Genomic DNA, 18,551 nt, shown 5'->3' on the forward strand with positions numbered 1-18,551 from the left:
GCGATATCACGGTCTGAATCTCGACGAAGAGCCAATCACGGCTCGATCGCTAGCATGCATCATGGGGATGTCCGATTTCGCAACGAATCCGAGGGAATCCAGCATGCACAACATTGGTGACGATTCGACCACCGCCGCTCGGTGTCATGTCTGTGATGCGCCACTGTCCGAGTTCGTCGATTTCGGGAAGCAGCCGCTCTCCGATGCGTTCGTGCGGCCAGATGGGATCCGGGATGAGTTTTTCTTTCGACTCGCTGTCGGATTCTGTCCTGAATGTACGATGGTTCAACTGATGGACGAGGTGCCGCGGGAACGTATGTTCAACGCGGAATACCCGTATCTTTCCTCTGGATCCGCGGTCATGCGCGAGCACTTTCGGGATACCGCGCGCGAGTTCCTGGGTACGGAACTGAACCGATCGAATCCGTTCATCGTCGAACTGGGCTGCAATGACGGCGCCATGCTTGCCACGATCGCCGATGCGGGTGTCCGCCACCTGGGGATGGAGCCTTGCTCGGGTGTCGCGGAACTGGCCAGAGGCAAGGGGATTCAGGTACGTAGTGAGTTCTTCGAGTACGGTTCGGCCCTCGATATTCGGGAAGGTTACGGTCCGGCCGATGTCATCTACGCTGCCAATACGTTGTGTCATATCCCTTACATGGACTCGATACTGCGTGGCGTGGACGCTCTGCTCGCGGACGATGGGGTGTTCGTATTCGAGGACCCCTACTTCGCCGATATCCTTGAACGGACCTCTTTCGACCAGATCTACGACGAACACTTCTTCTTTTTCTCCGCACGTTCGGTCCGCGAGCTGAGCCGGCGGCATGGCCTCGAGCTCGTCGACGTGCGAAGGCTGCATGTCCACGGAGGCGAGGTGCGCTATACGCTCGCGCGGACCGGGCGACGTGTTGCGCGGCCCTCGGTCGCCGAATTGATAGAACAGGAGTGGTTGGCTGGGGTTGCTGACCCCGGGACTCTCGACCGGTTCCGTGGACACGTGGAGACTGTGCGTTCGGAGCTTCGGGATACTCTCGAAGACCTACATGACCGCGGGAAGCGTGTCGTGGGTTATGGGGCGACCGCCAAGAGCGCGACGGTCGTGAACTACTGCGGTATCGGGACCGAATGGGTTCCGTTCGTCTGCGACAGTACACCGGCAAAGCAGGGAAAGCTGATGCCCGGTTCACATATTCCCGTGCAAGCGCCGGAGGAGTTCGGTCGGCCGTTCCCGGACTATGCCCTCCTTTTCGCATGGAACCACGCTGAGGAGATCATGGCGAATGAGCGAGAGTTCCGCACGGGTGGCGGTCAGTGGCTGCTATACGTTCCCCGCGTCCACCTGCGTTGATCCATCGAAGGTGCCGAGAAGTAGACCGCGTGGATAGTGTGTGTTCTCGATTGATTCCAGCTTCAGTCCGGCACCTTCGAACGCGGTACGAAACTGTTCTCGGGTGAAGAGGGCAAGTCGGTGTTCACTGACGAAATGCCGGATCCCGGTCTTGTTATCGGCGACGAGGAAATGGATCTCGAGGATACAGGAATCCTCGGACCTTGTAGAGTGGGAAACCCGCGCTATGGTGCGTCCATCGACCGTGAAGACGTCGCTGACGAGCATACCGGGCCGGAATTTCTCCGGAAACCACCACGGCTCGATGAGCAGCAGTCCACCCGGGTTGAGGTGTCCCGCCATGCGCCGCACCGTTTCGTCCAGCTCTTCGGTTGTCCGAAGATAGGCGATACTCGCGAACAGGCAGGTGAGGACATCGTAGCGGCGGCCGAGATCGAGCTCGACCATGTCCGCGTTGTGAAATCGAACCCCGGGGAAACGGGGTTCGGCGATCGCGAGCATGTGTGTGGACAGATCGACGCCCTCGACACTGCCGAACGCCTCGATGAGGTACGGCAGATGGCTACCGGTACCGCAGGCGATGTCCAGGGCACTCTCGGCATGCGGCAGGCGTGCGCGGACGGTGTCGAGGAGCGCTTCCGCCTCGGCGGAGTAGTCCTTTCCACGTCCGCGGTACACCTGGTCGTAGATCTCGGCGAGTTCGGCTTCGTACGCTGAGGTCACGGTGCCCTCCTGCTCATCCAAGGTGATCGGGGTAGATGACGATCGTGTGTTGTCCGGCATGTAGAACGCGGTCGATGCCGGCTTGTGCGTCGTGGTCCCGGTGCGTTCCCAGGTAGGCGACCGTGCCTGGTGGTACCGAGATTGCGGCCGTGGTCACCCCGGCCGTGCGCCGCCAGTTCACGGTGATCGGTCCGTGCGGGGTTGGCACGGTGCCGCGAATCGTGCTCGGCCCGCTTCGTGGCGGAGTGAGCCTCCAGGTGCGGTAGCCGGCGGCGCTGGGGCTTACCCCGAGCAGATACCGGCTCAACACCCAGGTCGGTGCGGTCGACCACCCGTGGGCGAGACTCGAACTGCCACCGGGAACCGTGCAGTCGGCGGTGAGGTGTTCCCATAATGCGCCCGTGTATGCCGGTCCCGGGGTGACCATCGGTCCCCACGTTGTTCGTAGCAGCCGCAATCCGCTGTCCGAAGCGCCGGGGATCGTGAATCGGGCTTGCAGTTCGAGGCCACTGATGAACGGGCTGATGAGGTCACGGTATCCGCTGTCTCGGCTGAACGGGATGGGACCGCATGCTTCCCACAACCGGGTACGCAGCACCTGAAGTATGCGCTGCGCCCGCTGTGGAGAGGCGATGCCGTACACGATGGCGGCGACATTCGCGTCCTGGGCAATCGGTCCGCGGATGGTGTCGCTGATGTCGTAGACCCCGGTCTTCGCATTGAACAGTCTCGCGTTCACCGCGGCACGGAGCCGTTCGGCCTCTCGCGAGTACTCGTGGGCGCTCGCGTATTTGCCGAGTGCCGCGGCGAGTACCGCCGCGTCCCGCAAGGCTCGGTGGTAGATGGCGTTGAAGGCGGTGACCGCTCCCGTTTTCGGCCCGTCGTAATGATCCCAGTCGGCCCCGTCTTCCGCGGTCGTGCGCAGTAGTCCGAGCGGTGTCGTCCTGCTTGCGTTCCACTCGAGTTCACGGTGGACGGAGGGCCAGAACTCGGCAAGGAATGCTCGGTCGCCGCTTTCCCGGTAATACTCGGCAAGGCAGAGCACGAAGTACATCGAGTAGCTGGCGGAGTAGAACCGTGCATCGCCACGCGGTCCGGAGAAGCCGGGCATCGCCGCCTTGCCGGACCCCAGCAGGCGAAGCGACTGCCGGATGTAGTCGTACGCGGCCGGGCCGAACACCTGGGTGATCGTGGGGATCTGTTGGAGCAGATCTCCGCTGAACACGAGCCGATCGCGTTTGGCGCCATCATAGATCACCGGTCGGTCCCCGCCATCCGGTGTGCCGGGCCGCGTCATACCGATCCGCACCGTGTAGGCGCCTGCCCGCCATATCGCGTCGAGCAGTGGGTCGTTCGACCGGAATTCGCCGGGCGCACCAGCACGACCCGGATCGTAGTAGGTCGTCTCGATGCCGAACGAGGACAACCTGACCGAGCCCGCGGTGGTCAGCCTCAGCGATACGTAACGTTCGCCGCCCTGCACTAGTGGACGCTGGAGGTCACCAGGCCCCTTGATTCGGAATTCGTGGTGCCGCAGCGGATCGAGACCGGGGCGAGGGAAGATCGTCGATTTCGGCGCGTCCCCTTCCGGGCCGAGAAACCGCCGGGATTCGCTGTAGGCGGTGCGGAGGACCGGTTCTCCCGAGGCACCGGCGACCCGGATTCGGGGGATCCCGCCGACGTCGCGGCCGAAGTCGAGTACCACGGTCGGATCCGGCCTGCCCGCCCGCGCGGTGAGGGTGGTCTGGCCCCGGCCGGTGACCAATGCCTCGGCGTCGCCGACTTCCCCGCGCACGCCGGCGATCGAGACCGGCCGCAGGACCGTATGCCCCGTAGACGTTGCCGGGTCGTTCGGGGCGAATCCGGACAGGCCCACCACGAGCACCGCCACGCACCCCAGACTCGCAACCGACCGCATCGTGCCTCCCCGCGCTACCTACCCGGGGAGCTCAGCATGGTCCGATCGAGGAACGATCGAACCCGATATCGGGTGGCTCCTACTCGGAAGCGTCGGCGCGAGCGGCCTCGGCCACGGGTGCGCGGGCCATCGCCGCGCGAAGTCCGTCGATGATCAGGCTGACTTCGAGAGCGAACTTCTCCGTCACGGCGAACACGGCTTCCGTCTCGCTGATGTGCTCGCGCGTTGCCGGTTTGTCCGTGCTGCCCTTGCCTTCGTCCTGGGACTGTTCCTGGAGCGTGAAGCCGGTTACGTGGCTCATGATGGTATCGGTGGCCAGCGCGGCGAGGCGCGCGCTCGCCCCGGCCTCGCGCAGTAGTCCGGTAAGTCGGTTGGCGCCCTCGAGCAGGGCCTCGGTGGGCAGGGCGGTCACCACGATCCGTGCTCCGTCGCGATAGGCGAGCAACGCCTCCCTGGTCACTCGCGCGAACTCGGCGACCTGCTCGGGCCACTGCTTGGCCTCGATGGGGTGTTCGCGAATCCGGGCGCCGATGCGGTCCGCCATGGCCTCGAGCAGTGCCTGTTTGCTCGGAACCTGCCAGTAGATGGATCCGACATGCACGTTGAGCCGTTGCGCCAGACGTCGGGTCGTCAATGCGTCCAGCCCTATCTCGTCGAGCAGCTCCAGGGCCGCGTCCACGACCTGTTCACGTCCTAATGCCATCGCACCTCCTGGGTATTCCGGGCCCATCCTGCCACTTGAGCGGTGCTCAACAGTCTTGTACATTGTTCAAGTGAGCTGTTCGACGAGGCGGACCTGAGGAGTGACGATGGCTGATTCGCGGGCACCCGCGACCGAGTCGGGTGGCAGGATCGGTGGGCGCGGGGTACTGGTCGTGGTGATCGGCCTGTTGTTCCCGATGCTGCTCGGAGCCCTTGACCAGACGGTGGTGTCCACCGCGATGTGGACCATCACCAAGGAACTCGATGCCGCCAACGGGTTCGCGACCATGTCCTGGGTGATGACCGCGTATGTGCTCGCGGCGACCGTGACCATGCCGCTCTACGGGAAGTTCTCCGATCAGTTCGGCCGTAAGCGGGTCTATCTGTTCTGCGTGACGGTGTTCCTGATCGGCTCACTGCTCTGTGGGCTGGCCCAGACCATGGGGCAGCTGATCGCGACACGGGCGATCCAGGGAGCGGGGACCGGCGGCATTCTCTCCCTGACGATCGCGATCATCGCGGACTTGATCCCGCCACGGGAACGAGGGAAATGGCAAGGGCTCTTCGTCGGGCTGATGATGCTCGCCGATGTGCTCGGCCCGCTCGTCGGCGGTTTCTTCACAGAGGGGCATCATTTCCTCGGTACCACCGTGACCTGGCGCTGGGCGTTCTACCTTAACGTCCCACTCGGTATCCTCGCGATCATCGTCGTGTCCACCGTGCTGCGCTTGCCCGCCGAACGGCACCACCGTCACCGCATCGACTTTCTCGGCGCCGGTCTGCTCGTGTTGGGCACATGTGCCGTGCTGCTCGTGTCCGAATGGGCGGGGAGTTCGTACTCGTGGTCCTCGGCGCCGATCCTGGGCCTGCTCATCGGTGGAATCGTGTTGTTGGCGCTGTTCTTCGGCTACGAGCGTAGGGCGGCCGAACCGATCATCGCGCCCAAGCTGTTCCGGAATCCGGTGTTCACCGTCTCCAATTTGATCGGATTCCTCGTCGGTTTCGGGCTGTTCGGCTCGATCGTCTACATCGCTCTGTTCCTGCAGCTCGCCAGGGGAATGACCCCGACCCAGGCCGGGCTGAACCTGGTTCCGATGACGTTCGGCACAACGGTGGCCGCGATCGTGTCCGGGCGACTGACGAGCAAACTCGGACGCTGCAAGCCTTTCGCGGTGCTCGGCACGGCCATCGCCGGTGTCGGGCTCCTGCTGCTCGGCCTGTTCCTGCGCGGCGATATGTCTCTCGTCCTGCTCGGCGTGTGCACCTTCGTGCTCGGACTCGGACTCGGAACGGTCATGCAGATTCCCATTCTCGCCGTGCAGAACGCGGTCGACCTCGAAGACATCGGAACCGCCACCGCGACGACGACCTTCTCGCGTTCGCTCGGGCAGGCTTTCGGGCCGGTGGTCGCCGGTGCGATCCTCACCGGGCTGTTCACCACGCAACTGGCGGCATCGGGGAGGGCCAATCCACTGACGAACGGGGACATTTCGTCGATCTCGAGCCTGCCGACCGGGCAACAGCACACGGTGCTCGACGCCTATGCCAGTTCGGCGAGCTCACTGTTCCTGATCATGGCCGCGGTCATGGGCGCGGCGTTCCTGGTCTCGCTCGCCATGAAGGACCTTCCGTTGCGGGGCGAGGACGAACCGCAGTCGGCCGAACGCACAGCCGTGCCCGGGGACAGTGGATCCATCGAGGCTTGAACGCCCACGTGCATCCTCGCGGGCGACAACGGTCAACGGGGAACGGAACGATATGGAACTCGGATTAGACGACAAGAACGTCTTCGTCACCGGCGCGACGGGTGGTATCGGTGCGGCGATAGCGCGAGCCTTCCACGCCGAACACGCGAACGTAGCCCTCGGATTTCACACGGACGAGGAGCGGGCCCGCGGAATGGCCGAGGAACTGAGGGATCACCGGGCCACGGCACTCGCGGTGCGCTACGACCTCGCCGAGACCGGCTCGGTTCGCGCGGCCGTCGAGACCGTGACACGGCAGTGGGGCCCGGTCGATGTGCTTGTCGCGTGCGCTGTCCGCTGGCATACACCGGAACTGCGCGCCGGCCGGTTCGAGGACGCACCCGCGCGGCTGTGGGAACCGGTGGTCCAGGACAACATCACCGCGACCGTGCACACCGCGCAGGCGGTCATCCCGGGAATGCGTGCCAGGGGCTGGGGACGGATCGTGCTGCTGTCCTCGCACGTTGCCCGCGACGGTGGACCTGGCCTCGAGTTCTACGGTGCGGCAAAAGCGGCGCTCGAGGGCTTTGCGCGTAGCCTGGCCCACGATGTCGGCAGGGACGGCATCCTGGTCAACCTCGTCAGTCCCGGCCTGGTGAGCACCGAACGGGTGCTTGCCAAACTGCCCGCCGAGCTCAGGGAACGCGAGCAGCAGCGCACGCCGACGGGCGTGATCAGCAGCCCGGACAGCGTCGCGCGTGCCGTCGTGTTCCTGAGCTCGGCCGCGAACGACAACATCACGGCAGAGACGGTGACGGTTTCCGGTGGTCGCTGATTCCCGCTCAGACAGCCTCGGCCAGCCGGGTAGCGACCTCGGCCGGGCTCGGCTGCGCACGCATCTCGTCACCGAGATGCTCGGTCGCCTTGTGATAGGCAGGGTCACCGAACAGCTCGTCGAGTTCGCGCGTGATCGCCTCGGCGTCGGCATCCCGGTGGAGAAGGTGGCGTCCGATACCGGTCGCGGCGATGCGGTCGCCGAGCAGCATCGGCAGCGGGCGCGCCGAGATGGCGAGCTGGTTCGCCCCGGCGGTGACCGCGGCGAGGGCGGTCGCTCCACCGGAATGATGCACCACCGTGGTGCATCCTGGAAGCAAGACATGCAGCGGGAACGAGGTGAGCACGCGGATTCTCGGCCACTGCGCTTCGAGGTCCGCCAGCTGCGCGGCCTCGGTCTTCGCGACCGCGAGCACGATCTCGACATCGCGGCCGGCCAGCGATTCGACGATGTCCCGCACCGTGCGCACGCTTTCCGGGCCACTCGTGCGCGCCGTGGAAAGGCCCCACGTCACACAGACCCGTGGCCGCCCAGGCTCGATGTCCAGCCAATCGGGAATGCTCGTCGTCCCGTTGTACGGGACGAAGCGCAGCGAGGTCCTGGAGACCTGAGTGTCGAGGCACATGCTGGGTGGGCAGGTGTCCAGCCACCAGTCCGGCTCGTCGCGCGGCTCTACACCGTAACGCGCGAACAACCGCTCGAACTCCGGCGAGGGTTCCGTGCCGAGGTCGATGTTCTCCAGCCGGTAGATCATGGGGTCGCCCCAGTGGAAGCTCGCGCACGGCACGCCGAGCACCGCTGCCGCGACGGCTCCGGCATAGGTCACCCCGTCGTAGACGATCAGCTCGGGTTTCCAGGAACGGGCGAAGGCGACGAGATCGTCGACCATCGCCTCGGCGATCGTGAACGCGACGGCGGACAATTTTCGCACCAGCGCTCGCCCGGTCGGATCGAGCGATTCATGGTCGGTGATCCGTACATTCCGGTCATCGTTTTCCGTGTAGGATTCGGAAAGCCGGTTCTTCTGGATTACCTGTGCGGACTCGAAATCGGTGCCGACCGGCACGGCGTGCATACCGGATTCCAGGATGGGATCGACGAGTCCCGGTGCTCCCGCGATCCGTACCTCGTGCCCGGCGGCACGGAAGGCCCAGGCGAGGGGAACCATCGGGTAGTAGTGCGAAAGCCACGGGTAGGTCACGAACAGGACGCGCAATGCTTCCACCTTCCGGTCGGCCGATGCGGGCACACGGCGCGCCCGTGGCTCTACGATGTGGGAGGCACGTCGATATCGAATCGAGGCGTCCTCGAGTCACGGGTCACCGCGTCCGCTTTCCGAGGACGGTCTCGATGACTGGGCCGGATCCGCTGCTCGTGCTGTCCGAGGTCGGCATGCGGTTCGGGGAACACACGGCGCTGGAGGGGATCTCCTTCGCGGTCCGCCCCGGCGAGATCGTCGGTTTGCTCGGACACAATGGGGCGGGAAAAACGACCACGATCCGATTGTGCAACGGGGTGCTGCAGCCGAGCTCCGGACAGGTGCGGCTGTTCGGGCGGGACCCGATGCGCGAAGGTGACTCGCTGCGCGAACGCACCGGGGTCGTAGTGGAGAACGCGGCGGTCGACGAACGTCAGAGCGCGCGCGAATTGCTCCTGTTCTTCGCGCGGATCCACGATCTACCCCGCGCCGAGGCCGAGGAACGCGTCATACGGTTGCTCGGGGACTTCGGCCTCGCCGACCGAGCGGACGATCGCCTCGCGACCTTCAGCCGTGGCATGCGCCAGAGTGTCGCGCTCGCCCGTGCCCTGCTGCACCGTCCGGAGCTGTTGCTGCTCGACGAACCGACATCGGGGCTCGATCCACAGGCCGCCTACCGGTTGCGCACCATGATCCGGGAGATCAGCGCGACCCATGGTGGGGGGATCCTGCTTTCCACCCACGACCTGCACGAGGCCAGGGAACTGTGCGACCGGGTGGCGGTGGTGCGCCGGGGACGGCTGCTGGCGTTCGCCGAGCCGGTGGAACTGGCTCGGCGCTGGTCGGTCGAATCGGTGGTGCACGTGGACGCCGAGGGGATCGAACCGACCCTCGCCGAGCTGCCCGCCGGTGTCGTGCTGCGGGAACGCTCGGGCATCAGGTGCGTATTCGCGGTGCGCGACCCGGAACTGATCCCCGAGCTCGTCACGAGGATAGTGCGCGCCGGTGGCCGCGTACACCGGGTCGAGCCGCTGCGTCCGGACCTGGAGGGCGCCTACCTGCGGCTGCACGAGGAGGAACCGGTATGAGGCCACGGATCGCGTTCGCCTTCGCCGAACGGGACATTCGGCTCGCGATCCGCACCCCCAGCGTGTATCTGCCGCTCATCTCGACGCCGGTGGTCTCGCTTGTCGTGCTTCCCGTCGTGCTTGTGTTCGTCACCCGGGCGTTCGGTGACTCGGCGCTTGCCGGGACATTGATCGGCTGGATGCCGCGCGCACTTTCCGCCCAACTGGACGCTTTTCCCGCCGCCGACCGGCTGACCGTGTTGACCCTGCGGTATTTTCTCGCGCCTCTGTATCTGATCACCCCGGTGATCGTGACGAACACGATCGCCGCCGATGGGTTCGCCGGTGAGAAGGAACGCAAGACCCTCGAACCGCTGCTGCACAGCCCGGCCACCGATGCCGAGCTGCTCACCGGCAAGATGCTTGCCGCGTGGCTGCCCGCCGTGGTGGTCGGGATCGGCGGTTTTCTCGCCTATACGGCGGTGGTGGACATCCTGACGGCCATCACGATGGGACAGCTACTGCTGCCGAGCCCGAGCTGGGTGGTCCTCGCTGTGTGGACCGCTCCCGCGATGTCCGCTCTGGCACTGGGTGCGATGGTGCTCCTTTCCGCGCGTGCGGGCACGTTCCAGGGCGCGTATCAGCTCGGCACGATCGTCGTTCTGCCACCGATTCTGCTCATCGCCGGGCAGGTTCTCGGACTGTTCGTGCTGAACACGCTGTTCGTTTTCGTGCTCGGGGCCGTGTCATGGATACTCGCGGTGGGAATTCTCGCATTCGGCGCGAGGCGCATCACCCGGTCGTCGATGCTGGGACTCACGCACTGACGACGGGGTCAGGATTCCTCGAGTAAAGCCACCGCACGCGCCCACCCGGCGCCCGCGCCGGTGATCTTCACGGGGAAGCATGCCAGCCGGAAACCGTACGGTGGCAGTGAGTCGAGGTTGGTCAGCCGCTCGATCTGACAGTACTTTCGATCGCGTCCGATGACATGCGCCGGCCAGAGCACGGCTGGCTCACGGCTTGCGGTGTATCGCTCGATGATGTCGCCGAATGGCGCGTCGAGACTGAACGCGTCGGTCCCGATAACGCGGACGCCAAGGTCGAGAAGCAGATGCACGCCCGCGCCATCGAGACCGATGAAATCGGTGAAGTAGCGTTCGGTTCCCGCCCACTCCTGCGCGCCCGTGTACAGCAGCACGATATCCAAGGGGCGCGGCGTGTAACCGACCCGATCGAGTTCGTCCCGCAGGTGGTCCGCCGACGCGATGTGCCCTTCGGCCTTGCTGATATCGAGCACTACCGCGGGACGATAGAACCAGTCGAGTGGGAGCTGGTCGATGGTCTCGGGCACCCCGTAACTCGCGGTCGAACCGTAATGCGCCGGTGCGTCGACGTGTGTTCCGGTGTGGGTGGTGAGCGTCAGGGTGTCCAGTGACAGGAACTCCCCATCGGGCAGATCCGCGGGATCCAGCCGCAGGCCGAGTCGGGCGCGGACCTGTTCGCTCATATGGCGCGCCCCCTCGGCCGGGCTCAGGATGGTGTGCGAGATCTGGTCGGCCTCGGGCTGGCCCGCGTCGATGGGTGCGGACAGGTCGACAATGCGCATGCCGTTCCTCTCAACCGATTCGGGAGTCCTGTTGGGGTTCGTCTTCCTCGATACGCGTTTCGGTGATCCGGATTCGCTCCCGGCCGTAGGCGATCTGTTCGGTGATCTTCGCCGCGATCGGGCCACGGCCGACCAGCGCCGCCGCTTTGGGCCGCAGGAATCCGGCGAGCCTGCTGCGAGAGAGCATCGCTTTGCCCTGCAGGCGTTGGATGCGGAACAGGCGGTCGATGGCCGGCCGCCGGTTCGCCTCGAACTCCGCAAGCAGTTCGGTGCTCGCCGCGCCGCTCCGCAGGGTTTCCAGCAGTATCGGGTGGATCACGGCGGCATCCTGGACCGCGAGATTGATGCCCTGGGCACCGAGAGGGCTGTGTGTGTGCGCGGCGTCGCCGATCAGTGCGAGTCCCGCACGGACCCAAGGCCGGGTGTCACCGGCGAACACGTCGAGGAGCGAGAAGTCCCGCATGCTCGTGATGTGCTCATCGATCAGCTCGGCGTACGGTGGCGCGGCCCACCGCAGGCGCTGCTTGACGTGCCCGAGTCCGTGCCGCGAGAGATCAGCGTATCCCTTGTGTCGCAGTGTCATGCCGAGCTGAACACTTCCCGGGTAGGACGGATAGGCGAGCATCGGAGTCCCCTCGGCCCGGAAGATGTGCGCTACCGGAGCGGGCGCGGCCGCTGGCAGGCGGAACCACAGCACATCGAAGTCGAAATCCTCGCTGCGCCGGTAGTCCAGCCCGGCGAGCTTGCGCGTTTTCGAATAGCGCCCGTCGGCTCCGACAACACAGTGCGCGCCGATTGTGCGGCGCCCACTGGTCACGACACCCCGTACCACTCTCTTTTCCAGGATCAGTTCGCTGATTTTCTCGCCTGGCAGGTAGTGGAAGGACTCGTAGGCCCGGCAGGCATCCAGTAACGCTTGGAGCAGGTGCGCTTGAGGGACGCTCAGCAAGTAGTCGTAGGGCGGGCCGAGACGGCGGTAGTCGATATCGATGAGCGTCCTGCTCCCCTCGCTGAGCCGGAACCGGGCCAGCTCGTACCCGCCCCGTTCGCGGGCCGGGGCAAGCACTCCCAGCGCGTCGAGCACGGCGAGTCCGCCTGGCTGGAGGATTTCCCCGCGGTACTCCCGGGCAAGTGAGCGGCTTCGCTCGACAACGGTGACCCGGCAGCCGGAGCGCAGCAGGAGCAGGGCGAGCGTCATCCCGGCCGGGCCGCCGCCGATCACGCAGAAATCCGTTGTGGTCTCGGGCATCTTCCCTCCGTCTCAGGCACGCAGTGCGAGTCCGCCGTCCACGGTGAGCACCTGACCGTGCAGCCATCCCGCTTCAGGCAGGCACAGCAGCGCGATCGTGTCGGCGACCTCCTCGGGCGTGGTGAGCCTGCCGGTCGGGGTCCGGGCGAGCAGCTGGCGCAGCAGCTGTTCGGGCACGGTCCCGTCGGCTTTGTCCAGTTTCGCTGCCGAAACCACATTCACCGATATGTCCCGTGGAGCGAACTCGACAGCCAGATAGCGCGCGAGGCTCTCCAGTGCTGCTTTCGCCATGCCGAGACTGGCGTAACCAGGGACGACGCCGCGCGCCCCGGAACTGGAGACGGCCACGAGCCGCCCGGTCTTATCGGTGAGCAGTTCGCCAAGCCGCTCGGCCACGCGGAGCAGCGGAAGGGTTGAGACGGCGAAGTCCGCGTGGAATTCCTCGACCTTCGGGGCGAGCGCGGACATCTGATGCCAGGAGGAGACATTGTGTACGAAGATGTCCAGCGCACCGTGCTCTGCGTGCACCCTGTCGAGTACCGCGCGCGGCGCGTCCACTTCGGAGAGGTCCTCGTGTATCGCGGTAACCGGCTCCGGTGTTCCGGAAAGTTCTCGTACCGTTCGTTCGGCGGCCTCCGCGGAGTGTCCATAACTGAAGTACACCCGTGCTCCCCAAGCGGCCAGTTTCGTGACGGTTGCCCGGCCGACGCCGCGTGAGCCACCGGTGACCACGGCGGTTTTCCCGGAGAGCAGTAGGTTCCTCGAAGCTTGCGGCATCGGTCGCTACTCCTTCTCGGCGACGAGGACCGTATCCCGTCGTACCGTGTCCAGCTCGAGTATTCTCGTGACCCGGAATCCGGCCTCGGTCGCCCATCGCGCGCAGTCCTGTGTGCTGTACTCCGAACCTCCTTCGCGCATGACGCGGACGTTCAAGCTGGTAAGGATCTTCTGCGCGTCACGACGTTCCGCATCGAGCATCTGGTCGTAGACGATGACGGCACCGCCGGGTTCTATCGCCGGATAGGCGCGCTGGAGCAATGTCTGGCGTTCCTGCGGCGCCCAGTCGTGGAGCACGTGGCCGAAGATGACGACATCGGTGCGCGGGAACGGATCGGTGAAGAAGTCGCCTGCCTGGAAACTGACCCGGCCCGTGGTGCCGAGCAGCTTCATGTGTTCGGTGAAATAGGATTCGAGTGCGGGAATATCGAAGACCGTGGCGTTGAGATGTGGCTCCGCGCTGACGATGGTGGCGGCGACGTTTCCGCGTGCTCCACCGGCGTCGACGATGCGGTGATAGCGGGACCAGTCGACGCATTCGGTCAACCGGTCGGCGGTCGTGGAATTGTGCGCGTCCATCGAGTCCAGGAACGGCTCGGCGAGCTTCGGGTCGGAGAGCTTCTCGGCGAACGCGTTCCGGCCGCCGATCCCGTCGGAAACCGGGTTGCCACTGCGCAGCGCTTCGGTGAGCCGCCCCCAGGCCGGATAGTGCTGGATGGTGCTGTTCCGAACGAGTCCGCACAGCGAGTGCCGAGCCCCCGTGGTGAGGAACTCACGCGCCATATCGGAATTGCCGTACCGGTCCCCGTTCCGTTCGAGCAGGCCGATGGCGAACAGAGCGTCGAGGAAGTCCTGAGTCAGCCGGGCATGCAGGCCGAGTCGTGCGCGGATTTGTTCCTCGGTCAGTGGACCGGAGTCGGCAAGCGTGTCGAACAGGTCGATATCGACGGCTGTGTGCAGCACCTTAGACTCGCTGAACGCCCGCGCGATCCGCAGGATTTCCCTTGCCGCTCCGAGGTCTGGGGTTTTCTCGGGTGTGCTAGTCATGGACCTTGCCTTTCGGTGCCGGTACGGCCAGCTGAACTGGACGAGTTTTCCTTACGAGGTGAATGGGCGCGATCGCCTCTTCGAAGACCGCATGCCCGAGCGTTCGGCCGCGCGCGGCGAGGTAACCATCGGGGCGCACCAGTGCCCAGCCGTTGTCGGTGGAGCCGAGCGTGGCGCGGATATCGCCAAGCGCATCGACTATCGGCCTCGTCGCGGTTGCGCACGTCGCATCGTCGGCGATGGTGCGTACCGAAAGCCAGTCGCTGTGCCGCTCGGCTAGCTCCGCGCCGACGGTGTGCACGGTCTCGTTTCCGGAGAAGACGAAAAGGCTCCATGAGGGTTCGCGCAGTTCGGCGAGCAGGGCGAGCCAGCCCGGTCGACCGGCTTGGGATTCGGTGATCTGGCAGAACCGTTCACCGGGTACGGGGCCGTTGCGCGACCGACCGCGCTCCGGGACCGTCAACGGGCTGTCCGCGTAGGCGAGCCGTAGTCCGGAAACCCTGCCCAGGATCTTGCGCTGGAGGCGCCGGCGGATCTCGGGAACCGCACGCACGATGGCGAACACTACGGGCAGGGCGAGCCCGGCGAGTGTGTTTTTCAGCTGCACCAGGAAAGTGGCCCGGTTCGTCGTCTGCAACAAGGCCTCACCGACCGGTACGCGTTCGGCGCTGTAGGTCTCCAGTAGTGCGGGCCCGGCGAGGCCGCGGGCGACCATGGCGAGCTTCCAGGCGAGATTCACCGCTTCCTGGATCCCGGTATTGAGGCCCTGTCCGGAAGCCGGGCTGTGCACATGGGCAGCGTCACCGGCGACGAAACAGCGGTCGAGCTGCATTCGGGGAACCATGCGCTGTTGGAAGGTGAACACCGAACTCCACTGCGGTTTCTCGATTCTGGTCGCTACCCCGAGTCCCTTGCTCAGCTCGGCGGAGAAGCGTTGCGCGATCTCCTGCGGTGGAATGTCCCGTTCGGTGCGCGCGGTGTCGAGCAGGCGCCAGCGACCGTCCCGAAGCGGCGCCATCATCAGGGTGCGCCCACCGGTGTGCACCCAGTAGATGCTGTCGGCAGGGACATCGGTGTGTACCCGCGCGTCGGCGATCATCCAGGTCTCGCTCGACTGGCCGAGCAGCGGGAGTCCGAGAGTCTTTCGCACTGTACTGTGCCCGCCGTCGCAGCCGAGCAGCCACGGAACGGCGAACCTGGATACCGTGCCATCCGCTGCCCGCAGTGTCGCGTGGACCTGGTCACCGAGCTGCTCGAAGGTCTCGAGCCGCACGCCCCATTCGACGGCGATGCCCCTGCGGTGCATGGCATAGCGGAGTGCCTGCTCGGTCTGTTCCTGCTCGATGGCGAGCGTGAAGGGGTATCGGGTCGGCGTTGTCGTGTAGTCGGCGCTGAGCCTGGTCAGTTTCTTCCCCTCGCGGTACAAGGTGAACGCGGTGATCCGTTGCCCACGCGGGAGTACATCCGCGATCACGCCCATCTGGTCATAGGTTTCCAGGCAGCGGGGATGGGTGGCGATCGCGCGGCTCGTGTCCGCGGGTCCGGTTCGCGCGTCGATCACCCGGACCCGAAGGCCGTGCCGGCTCAGTTCGTGCGCAGCGACGAGCCCGACCGGCCCCGCTCCGACGATGAGGACTTCGGTACCCGATTCCGTTGTCATGGCAAGCCTTTCCGGTTCGGTCTCCGCTCAGTCGAGAATGGAACTGCCTTCACGTACGGGCGAGTACATATCGGGTTCGACCGAGGCGAGCGCGACAAGGCGCTGGACAAGGTCCTGGAAACCCGCGCTCTTGATGGCGTTCTGGTGCGCTTCGGCGGTGATCCACCAGGCGATCTCGACGAAGACCTCTGGCTTGTTGATCGAACGCAACAGGGCGTACCGAACGTAGCCGGGCTGCTTTTCCATGTATCGGGTGAGCTCCTCGCTCACCTTCTCGAATTCCGCGATATCGCCGTGCACGGTGAGCTTGTTGACCAGTGTGACCATCGGGTTTTCTCCTGTATCCTCGGTTATCTACTTGGAACATGTGCGGAAAGCAGCCGTTCCCGGATCGCCCGGCGCGATATCTTGCCGTTGGCCTCTCGTGGAATACGGTCGACGACATCGAGAAACCGAATGTGTTGGTATGCCGAAAGCTGCTCGTTCGCGAACTCCGTCAGTCGGGCGGGGGAAATAGCGTCGAATTCCGGGTCTATCCGGACCAGTGCGTAGGGAACCGCTCCGCTGAACTGGTGCGGAATGTCCACGACGACGCATTCGGCGACCGCGGGGTGAGCGGCGAGCACCCCTTCGAGTTCGGCGGGAGCGACCAGCTCGTTGTCGCATTTGAACACGTCTTTGATGCGGTCGACGAGATACAGTGCGCCATCGGCGTCGACATAACCGACGTCTCCGGTGCGCAGCCAGCCGTCCCCGGTGAGCGCCCCGGAATCGGGATCGGCGAGATAGCCGAGCATGCGCTGCGGACCTCGAATACACAGCTCCCCTTTCTGTCCGGGGAGAACCTCGCTCCCGTCATCGAGGGACACGACCCGGCACTCGGTTCCGGCAAGGGGATAGCCGACCGATCCGGGTTTGGGGGAAGTGAGGCTGTCGGAGTGGGTCAGGGGTGCCGCCTCGGCGAGTCCGTACCCTTGCAGCACCGGGACACGCAGACGTTCGGAGAGGGTGCGAGCGGCTGCGGCGGGCAGTGCCGAGCCGCCGGAAAGGATCGCGGTGACGGTCTCGAGCGCGGGCAGTTCCTCGTCGCGCGCGGCGAGGGTGGCCAGGTGTACCGGCAGGCTGTAGAACCGGTGTGCGCCTTCGGAGTTGGCGAGTTCCAGTGCGGCGACCGAATCCGTGGCGTGACACAGCGTCTGCCTTGCCCCGGCGTAGATCGCCGAATTGAGATGCATCAGGTGATAGCAGGGCAGATGGTTGAGTATCCGGGTTTCCTCGGTCAGGGCGTGGGCCCACGCCACCTGCGCGGCATTGCTGACCAGGTTCCGGTGCGAGAGCATCACCGCCTTGGGTGCCCCTGTCGTTCCGCTGGTGAATTGCAGACATGCCAGGGAACCGGGCCCGGGATCCGGTGCCCCGGGGGTCCGGTCGGCGCCGTCCCGCAGGAAACCGGCTAACCGGGGCGCACTGTCGTCCTCAGGATCGAGGGCGATGATGCGCAGGAGCTGGGGGATATTCCGGGCGAGCGCGGAGAACCGGTCGACGAGGGAGCGTGGCACGAAGACCATCCGAACCTCGGCCGACCGTAATATGTGTTCGAACGCGGCGTCGCGAAGGAGAGGGTTGATCGTGACGATCGTGTTACCACTGCGGGCGATTCCGTAGAACACGGCGGCGAATTCGACGCTAAGTGTCGTGACGACACCGACGGCGTGCCACGCACCGAGCTTGCTCGCGATGATACCGGCACAGCGGGTGGCCGTACTGTCCAGCTCAGCGAAGCTGATATCGGCGTCCTGCGTACGGATCGCGGTGCGCTCCGGCCAGGCGGTGGCCGCCGCGTGCAGAATCCCGTCGATCGTGGTGTCCGGGACCGTCCTGCTGTCCCGTCGTGGGCTGCGCTCAGACACGAGACTGCTCCTTCAGCTGGTGCTCGACAGTGCTCAGGTTCTGCTCCCGGTCCGCGATCAGCTCGGCGCGTACCCGTTCGCGCGATTCGGCGATGCTCGGTCCGCCCGTCGTCCGGGGCGCGAGAATGACCGTATCCCTGCTCGTGATCCGAACGCCGTCTCCGGTCTCGGTCAGCTGGTACCGGCCGAGATGGGTCACCCGGTCCTCCGGACAGCTGATCCGCTTGTGCACGACCAGGCGCGGAGGCAGCAGCACCCGGACCGGTTCGGCCGTATCCGGGAGGTGGTCCGACAAGATGGGGGTGCCGACCAGGTGTGCGTAGGCCCGGTCGAGTTCAGTGTCGAGGGTCCGTGCCCGCACCACTGTCAGCGACCGGGAACGCAGCGATGCCTTGTTTTCCGCGGCGTACTTCAAGGTCTCCAGGTATCGCCTGCTGTTCGTGCGCATCCGTTCGCCGATCTCCTCGGCCACCGGTTCGGGTTCCACGGTGCGGTAGTCGTGCCGCATCAGCGCTCGGGTTTCGCCCGTTGCGGTGCGATGAAATTCCCATTCCCCGGTCACCCGTGTTCTGGCCTCGACGGGGGCGAGGTTTTCGAAGGATATCCGGGACCGATCGGGATCGAGTTCCCGGCGCGCATCCCATTGCCGAACCGAGGCACTCGCCATGGACCAGTGGCGTACGGTATCGGCTCCGGGGCCGCGATCGAGATAGCGCGCGTGCACGGCGGGTGGGTGGAATCGTGGCCAGGACTCGACATCGGCGACGAGACCGAACACTGTCCGCTGATCGGCGGCCACCGTGATCTCCTCGATCACGGT

17 protein-coding genes are annotated in these 18,551 nt (G+C 65.4%); 5 read left to right on the plus strand and 12 right to left on the minus strand.

All coding sequences use genetic code 11. From position 1 onward, the window contains the following. The first annotated feature begins 103 nt into the window (after window positions 1-103). Window positions 104-1,351 carry a class I SAM-dependent methyltransferase gene (locus A37U_RS0114130; protein ID WP_040587716.1) on the plus strand — a complete coding sequence of 416 codons (1,248 nt, stop codon included), beginning with the start codon at window positions 104-106 and terminating at the stop codon, window positions 1,349-1,351. Here A37U_RS0114130 and A37U_RS0114135 read toward each other — a convergent pair. The 3 genes from A37U_RS0114135 to A37U_RS43695 all read right to left on the minus strand — a co-directional run bounded on the left by A37U_RS0114135 (window position 1,322) and on the right by A37U_RS43695 (window position 4,695). After that, the gene (locus tag A37U_RS0114135; RefSeq protein ID WP_205622926.1) at window positions 1,322-2,074 is read right to left on the minus strand and encodes a class I SAM-dependent DNA methyltransferase; all 753 of its coding nucleotides are present in this window, start codon (window positions 2,072-2,074) and stop codon (window positions 1,322-1,324) included. The genes A37U_RS0114130 and A37U_RS0114135 overlap by 30 nt on opposite strands. Before the next feature lie 13 nt (window positions 2,075-2,087). Beyond that, the gene (locus tag A37U_RS0114140) at window positions 2,088-3,992 is read right to left on the minus strand and encodes an alpha-L-rhamnosidase-related protein (protein ID WP_083933499.1); all 1,905 of its coding nucleotides are present in this window, start codon (window positions 3,990-3,992) and stop codon (window positions 2,088-2,090) included. A gap of 79 nt (window positions 3,993-4,071) precedes the next feature. Further along, window positions 4,072-4,695: a TetR/AcrR family transcriptional regulator C-terminal domain-containing protein gene (locus A37U_RS43695; RefSeq protein WP_063712789.1), complete on the minus strand. Its 624-nt coding sequence runs from the start codon at window positions 4,693-4,695 to the stop codon at window positions 4,072-4,074. A gap of 106 nt (window positions 4,696-4,801) precedes the next feature. Here A37U_RS43695 and A37U_RS43700 point away from each other — a divergent pair, with 106 nt between their 5' ends. Next, window positions 4,802-6,400 carry an MDR family MFS transporter gene (locus tag A37U_RS43700; RefSeq protein WP_020497302.1) on the plus strand — a complete coding sequence of 533 codons (1,599 nt, stop codon included), beginning with the start codon at window positions 4,802-4,804 and terminating at the stop codon, window positions 6,398-6,400. A gap of 52 nt (window positions 6,401-6,452) precedes the next feature. Continuing rightward, entirely contained in the window at window positions 6,453-7,214 is a 762-nt protein-coding gene (locus A37U_RS0114155; RefSeq protein WP_020497303.1) for an SDR family NAD(P)-dependent oxidoreductase, read from the plus strand. Window positions 7,215-7,221: 7 nt separating this feature from the next. Here A37U_RS0114155 and A37U_RS0114160 read toward each other — a convergent pair whose 3' ends face one another. After that, window positions 7,222-8,430: a nucleotide disphospho-sugar-binding domain-containing protein gene (locus A37U_RS0114160; protein ID WP_083933503.1), complete on the minus strand. Its 1,209-nt coding sequence runs from the start codon at window positions 8,428-8,430 to the stop codon at window positions 7,222-7,224. A 134-nt stretch (window positions 8,431-8,564) separates the two neighbouring features. Between A37U_RS0114160 and A37U_RS0114165 the strand changes: the two genes are divergently transcribed. Together A37U_RS0114165 and A37U_RS0114170 are read left to right on the plus strand one after the other, a co-directional pair. Then, on the plus strand, window positions 8,565-9,500 hold the full coding sequence (locus A37U_RS0114165; RefSeq protein WP_020497305.1) for an ABC transporter ATP-binding protein: 936 nt from the start codon (window positions 8,565-8,567) through the stop codon (window positions 9,498-9,500). Continuing rightward, window positions 9,497-10,306, plus strand: a complete 810-nt coding sequence (locus A37U_RS0114170; RefSeq protein WP_020497306.1) for an ABC transporter permease subunit — start codon at window positions 9,497-9,499, stop codon at window positions 10,304-10,306. Before A37U_RS0114165 ends, A37U_RS0114170 begins: the two co-directional genes overlap by 4 nt. Before the next feature lie 8 nt (window positions 10,307-10,314). Here the strand turns inward: A37U_RS0114170 and A37U_RS0114175 are convergent, their stop codons facing one another. The 8 genes from A37U_RS0114175 to A37U_RS0114210 are packed head-to-tail and all read right to left on the minus strand — an operon-like array spanning window position 10,315 to window position 18,548. After that, window positions 10,315-11,088, minus strand: coding sequence for a cyclase family protein (locus tag A37U_RS0114175; RefSeq protein ID WP_020497307.1), 774 nt, complete (start codon window positions 11,086-11,088; stop codon window positions 10,315-10,317). A gap of 10 nt (window positions 11,089-11,098) precedes the next feature. Next, on the minus strand, window positions 11,099-12,337 hold the full coding sequence (locus tag A37U_RS0114180) for an FAD-dependent monooxygenase (protein WP_020497308.1): 1,239 nt from the start codon (window positions 12,335-12,337) through the stop codon (window positions 11,099-11,101). A gap of 12 nt (window positions 12,338-12,349) precedes the next feature. After that, a complete protein-coding gene (locus A37U_RS0114185) occupies window positions 12,350-13,114 on the minus strand; it encodes an SDR family NAD(P)-dependent oxidoreductase (RefSeq protein WP_020497309.1) in 765 nt (254 codons plus the stop codon). Window positions 13,115-13,120: 6 nt separating this feature from the next. Then, window positions 13,121-14,161, minus strand: coding sequence for a methyltransferase (locus A37U_RS0114190; protein ID WP_026197217.1), 1,041 nt, complete (start codon window positions 14,159-14,161; stop codon window positions 13,121-13,123). Further along, window positions 14,154-15,821 (minus strand): FAD-dependent oxidoreductase, encoded by a 1,668-nt coding sequence (locus tag A37U_RS0114195; protein WP_020497311.1) that lies wholly within the window; start codon window positions 15,819-15,821, stop codon window positions 14,154-14,156. The genes A37U_RS0114190 and A37U_RS0114195 overlap by 8 nt, the downstream gene beginning before the upstream one ends. A 27-nt stretch (window positions 15,822-15,848) precedes the next feature. Next, window positions 15,849-16,148 (minus strand): antibiotic biosynthesis monooxygenase family protein, encoded by a 300-nt coding sequence (locus A37U_RS0114200; RefSeq protein ID WP_020497312.1) that lies wholly within the window; start codon window positions 16,146-16,148, stop codon window positions 15,849-15,851. 23 nt (window positions 16,149-16,171) lie between these two features. Then, the gene (locus tag A37U_RS0114205) at window positions 16,172-17,731 is read right to left on the minus strand and encodes a class I adenylate-forming enzyme family protein (RefSeq protein ID WP_020497313.1); all 1,560 of its coding nucleotides are present in this window, start codon (window positions 17,729-17,731) and stop codon (window positions 16,172-16,174) included. Further along, window positions 17,724-18,548 (minus strand): aromatase/cyclase, encoded by an 825-nt coding sequence (locus tag A37U_RS0114210; protein WP_020497314.1) that lies wholly within the window; start codon window positions 18,546-18,548, stop codon window positions 17,724-17,726. The genes A37U_RS0114205 and A37U_RS0114210 overlap by 8 nt, the downstream gene beginning before the upstream one ends. Window positions 18,549-18,551: the final 3 nt, after the last annotated feature.

Source organism: Sciscionella marina DSM 45152, assembly GCF_000379465.1.
Lineage (GTDB): Bacteria > Actinomycetota > Actinomycetes > Mycobacteriales > Pseudonocardiaceae > Sciscionella > Sciscionella marina.

What these genes read in the sequence shown, in the direction of transcription:
- A37U_RS0114195 (WP_020497311.1), bottom strand. Translation starts at nt 15,821, where the DNA reads ATGACAACGGAATCGGGTACCGAAGTCCTCATCGTCGGAGCGGGGCCG.
- A37U_RS0114165 (WP_020497305.1), top strand. Translation starts at nt 8,565, where the DNA reads ATGACTGGGCCGGATCCGCTGCTCGTGCTGTCCGAGGTCGGCATGCGG.
- A37U_RS0114155 (WP_020497303.1), top strand. Translation starts at nt 6,453, where the DNA reads ATGGAACTCGGATTAGACGACAAGAACGTCTTCGTCACCGGCGCGACG.
- A37U_RS0114170 (WP_020497306.1), top strand. Translation starts at nt 9,497, where the DNA reads ATGAGGCCACGGATCGCGTTCGCCTTCGCCGAACGGGACATTCGGCTC.
- A37U_RS0114175 (WP_020497307.1), bottom strand. Translation starts at nt 11,088, where the DNA reads ATGCGCATTGTCGACCTGTCCGCACCCATCGACGCGGGCCAGCCCGAG.
- A37U_RS0114140 (WP_083933499.1), bottom strand. Translation starts at nt 3,992, where the DNA reads ATGCGGTCGGTTGCGAGTCTGGGGTGCGTGGCGGTGCTCGTGGTGGGC.
- A37U_RS0114200 (WP_020497312.1), bottom strand. Translation starts at nt 16,148, where the DNA reads ATGGTCACACTGGTCAACAAGCTCACCGTGCACGGCGATATCGCGGAA.
- A37U_RS43700 (WP_020497302.1), top strand. Translation starts at nt 4,802, where the DNA reads ATGGCTGATTCGCGGGCACCCGCGACCGAGTCGGGTGGCAGGATCGGT.
- A37U_RS0114185 (WP_020497309.1), bottom strand. Translation starts at nt 13,114, where the DNA reads ATGCCGCAAGCTTCGAGGAACCTACTGCTCTCCGGGAAAACCGCCGTG.
- A37U_RS0114190 (WP_026197217.1), bottom strand. Translation starts at nt 14,161, where the DNA reads ATGACTAGCACACCCGAGAAAACCCCAGACCTCGGAGCGGCAAGGGAA.
- A37U_RS0114130 (WP_040587716.1), top strand. Translation starts at nt 104, where the DNA reads ATGCACAACATTGGTGACGATTCGACCACCGCCGCTCGGTGTCATGTC.
- A37U_RS43695 (WP_063712789.1), bottom strand. Translation starts at nt 4,695, where the DNA reads ATGGCATTAGGACGTGAACAGGTCGTGGACGCGGCCCTGGAGCTGCTC.
- A37U_RS0114180 (WP_020497308.1), bottom strand. Translation starts at nt 12,337, where the DNA reads ATGCCCGAGACCACAACGGATTTCTGCGTGATCGGCGGCGGCCCGGCC.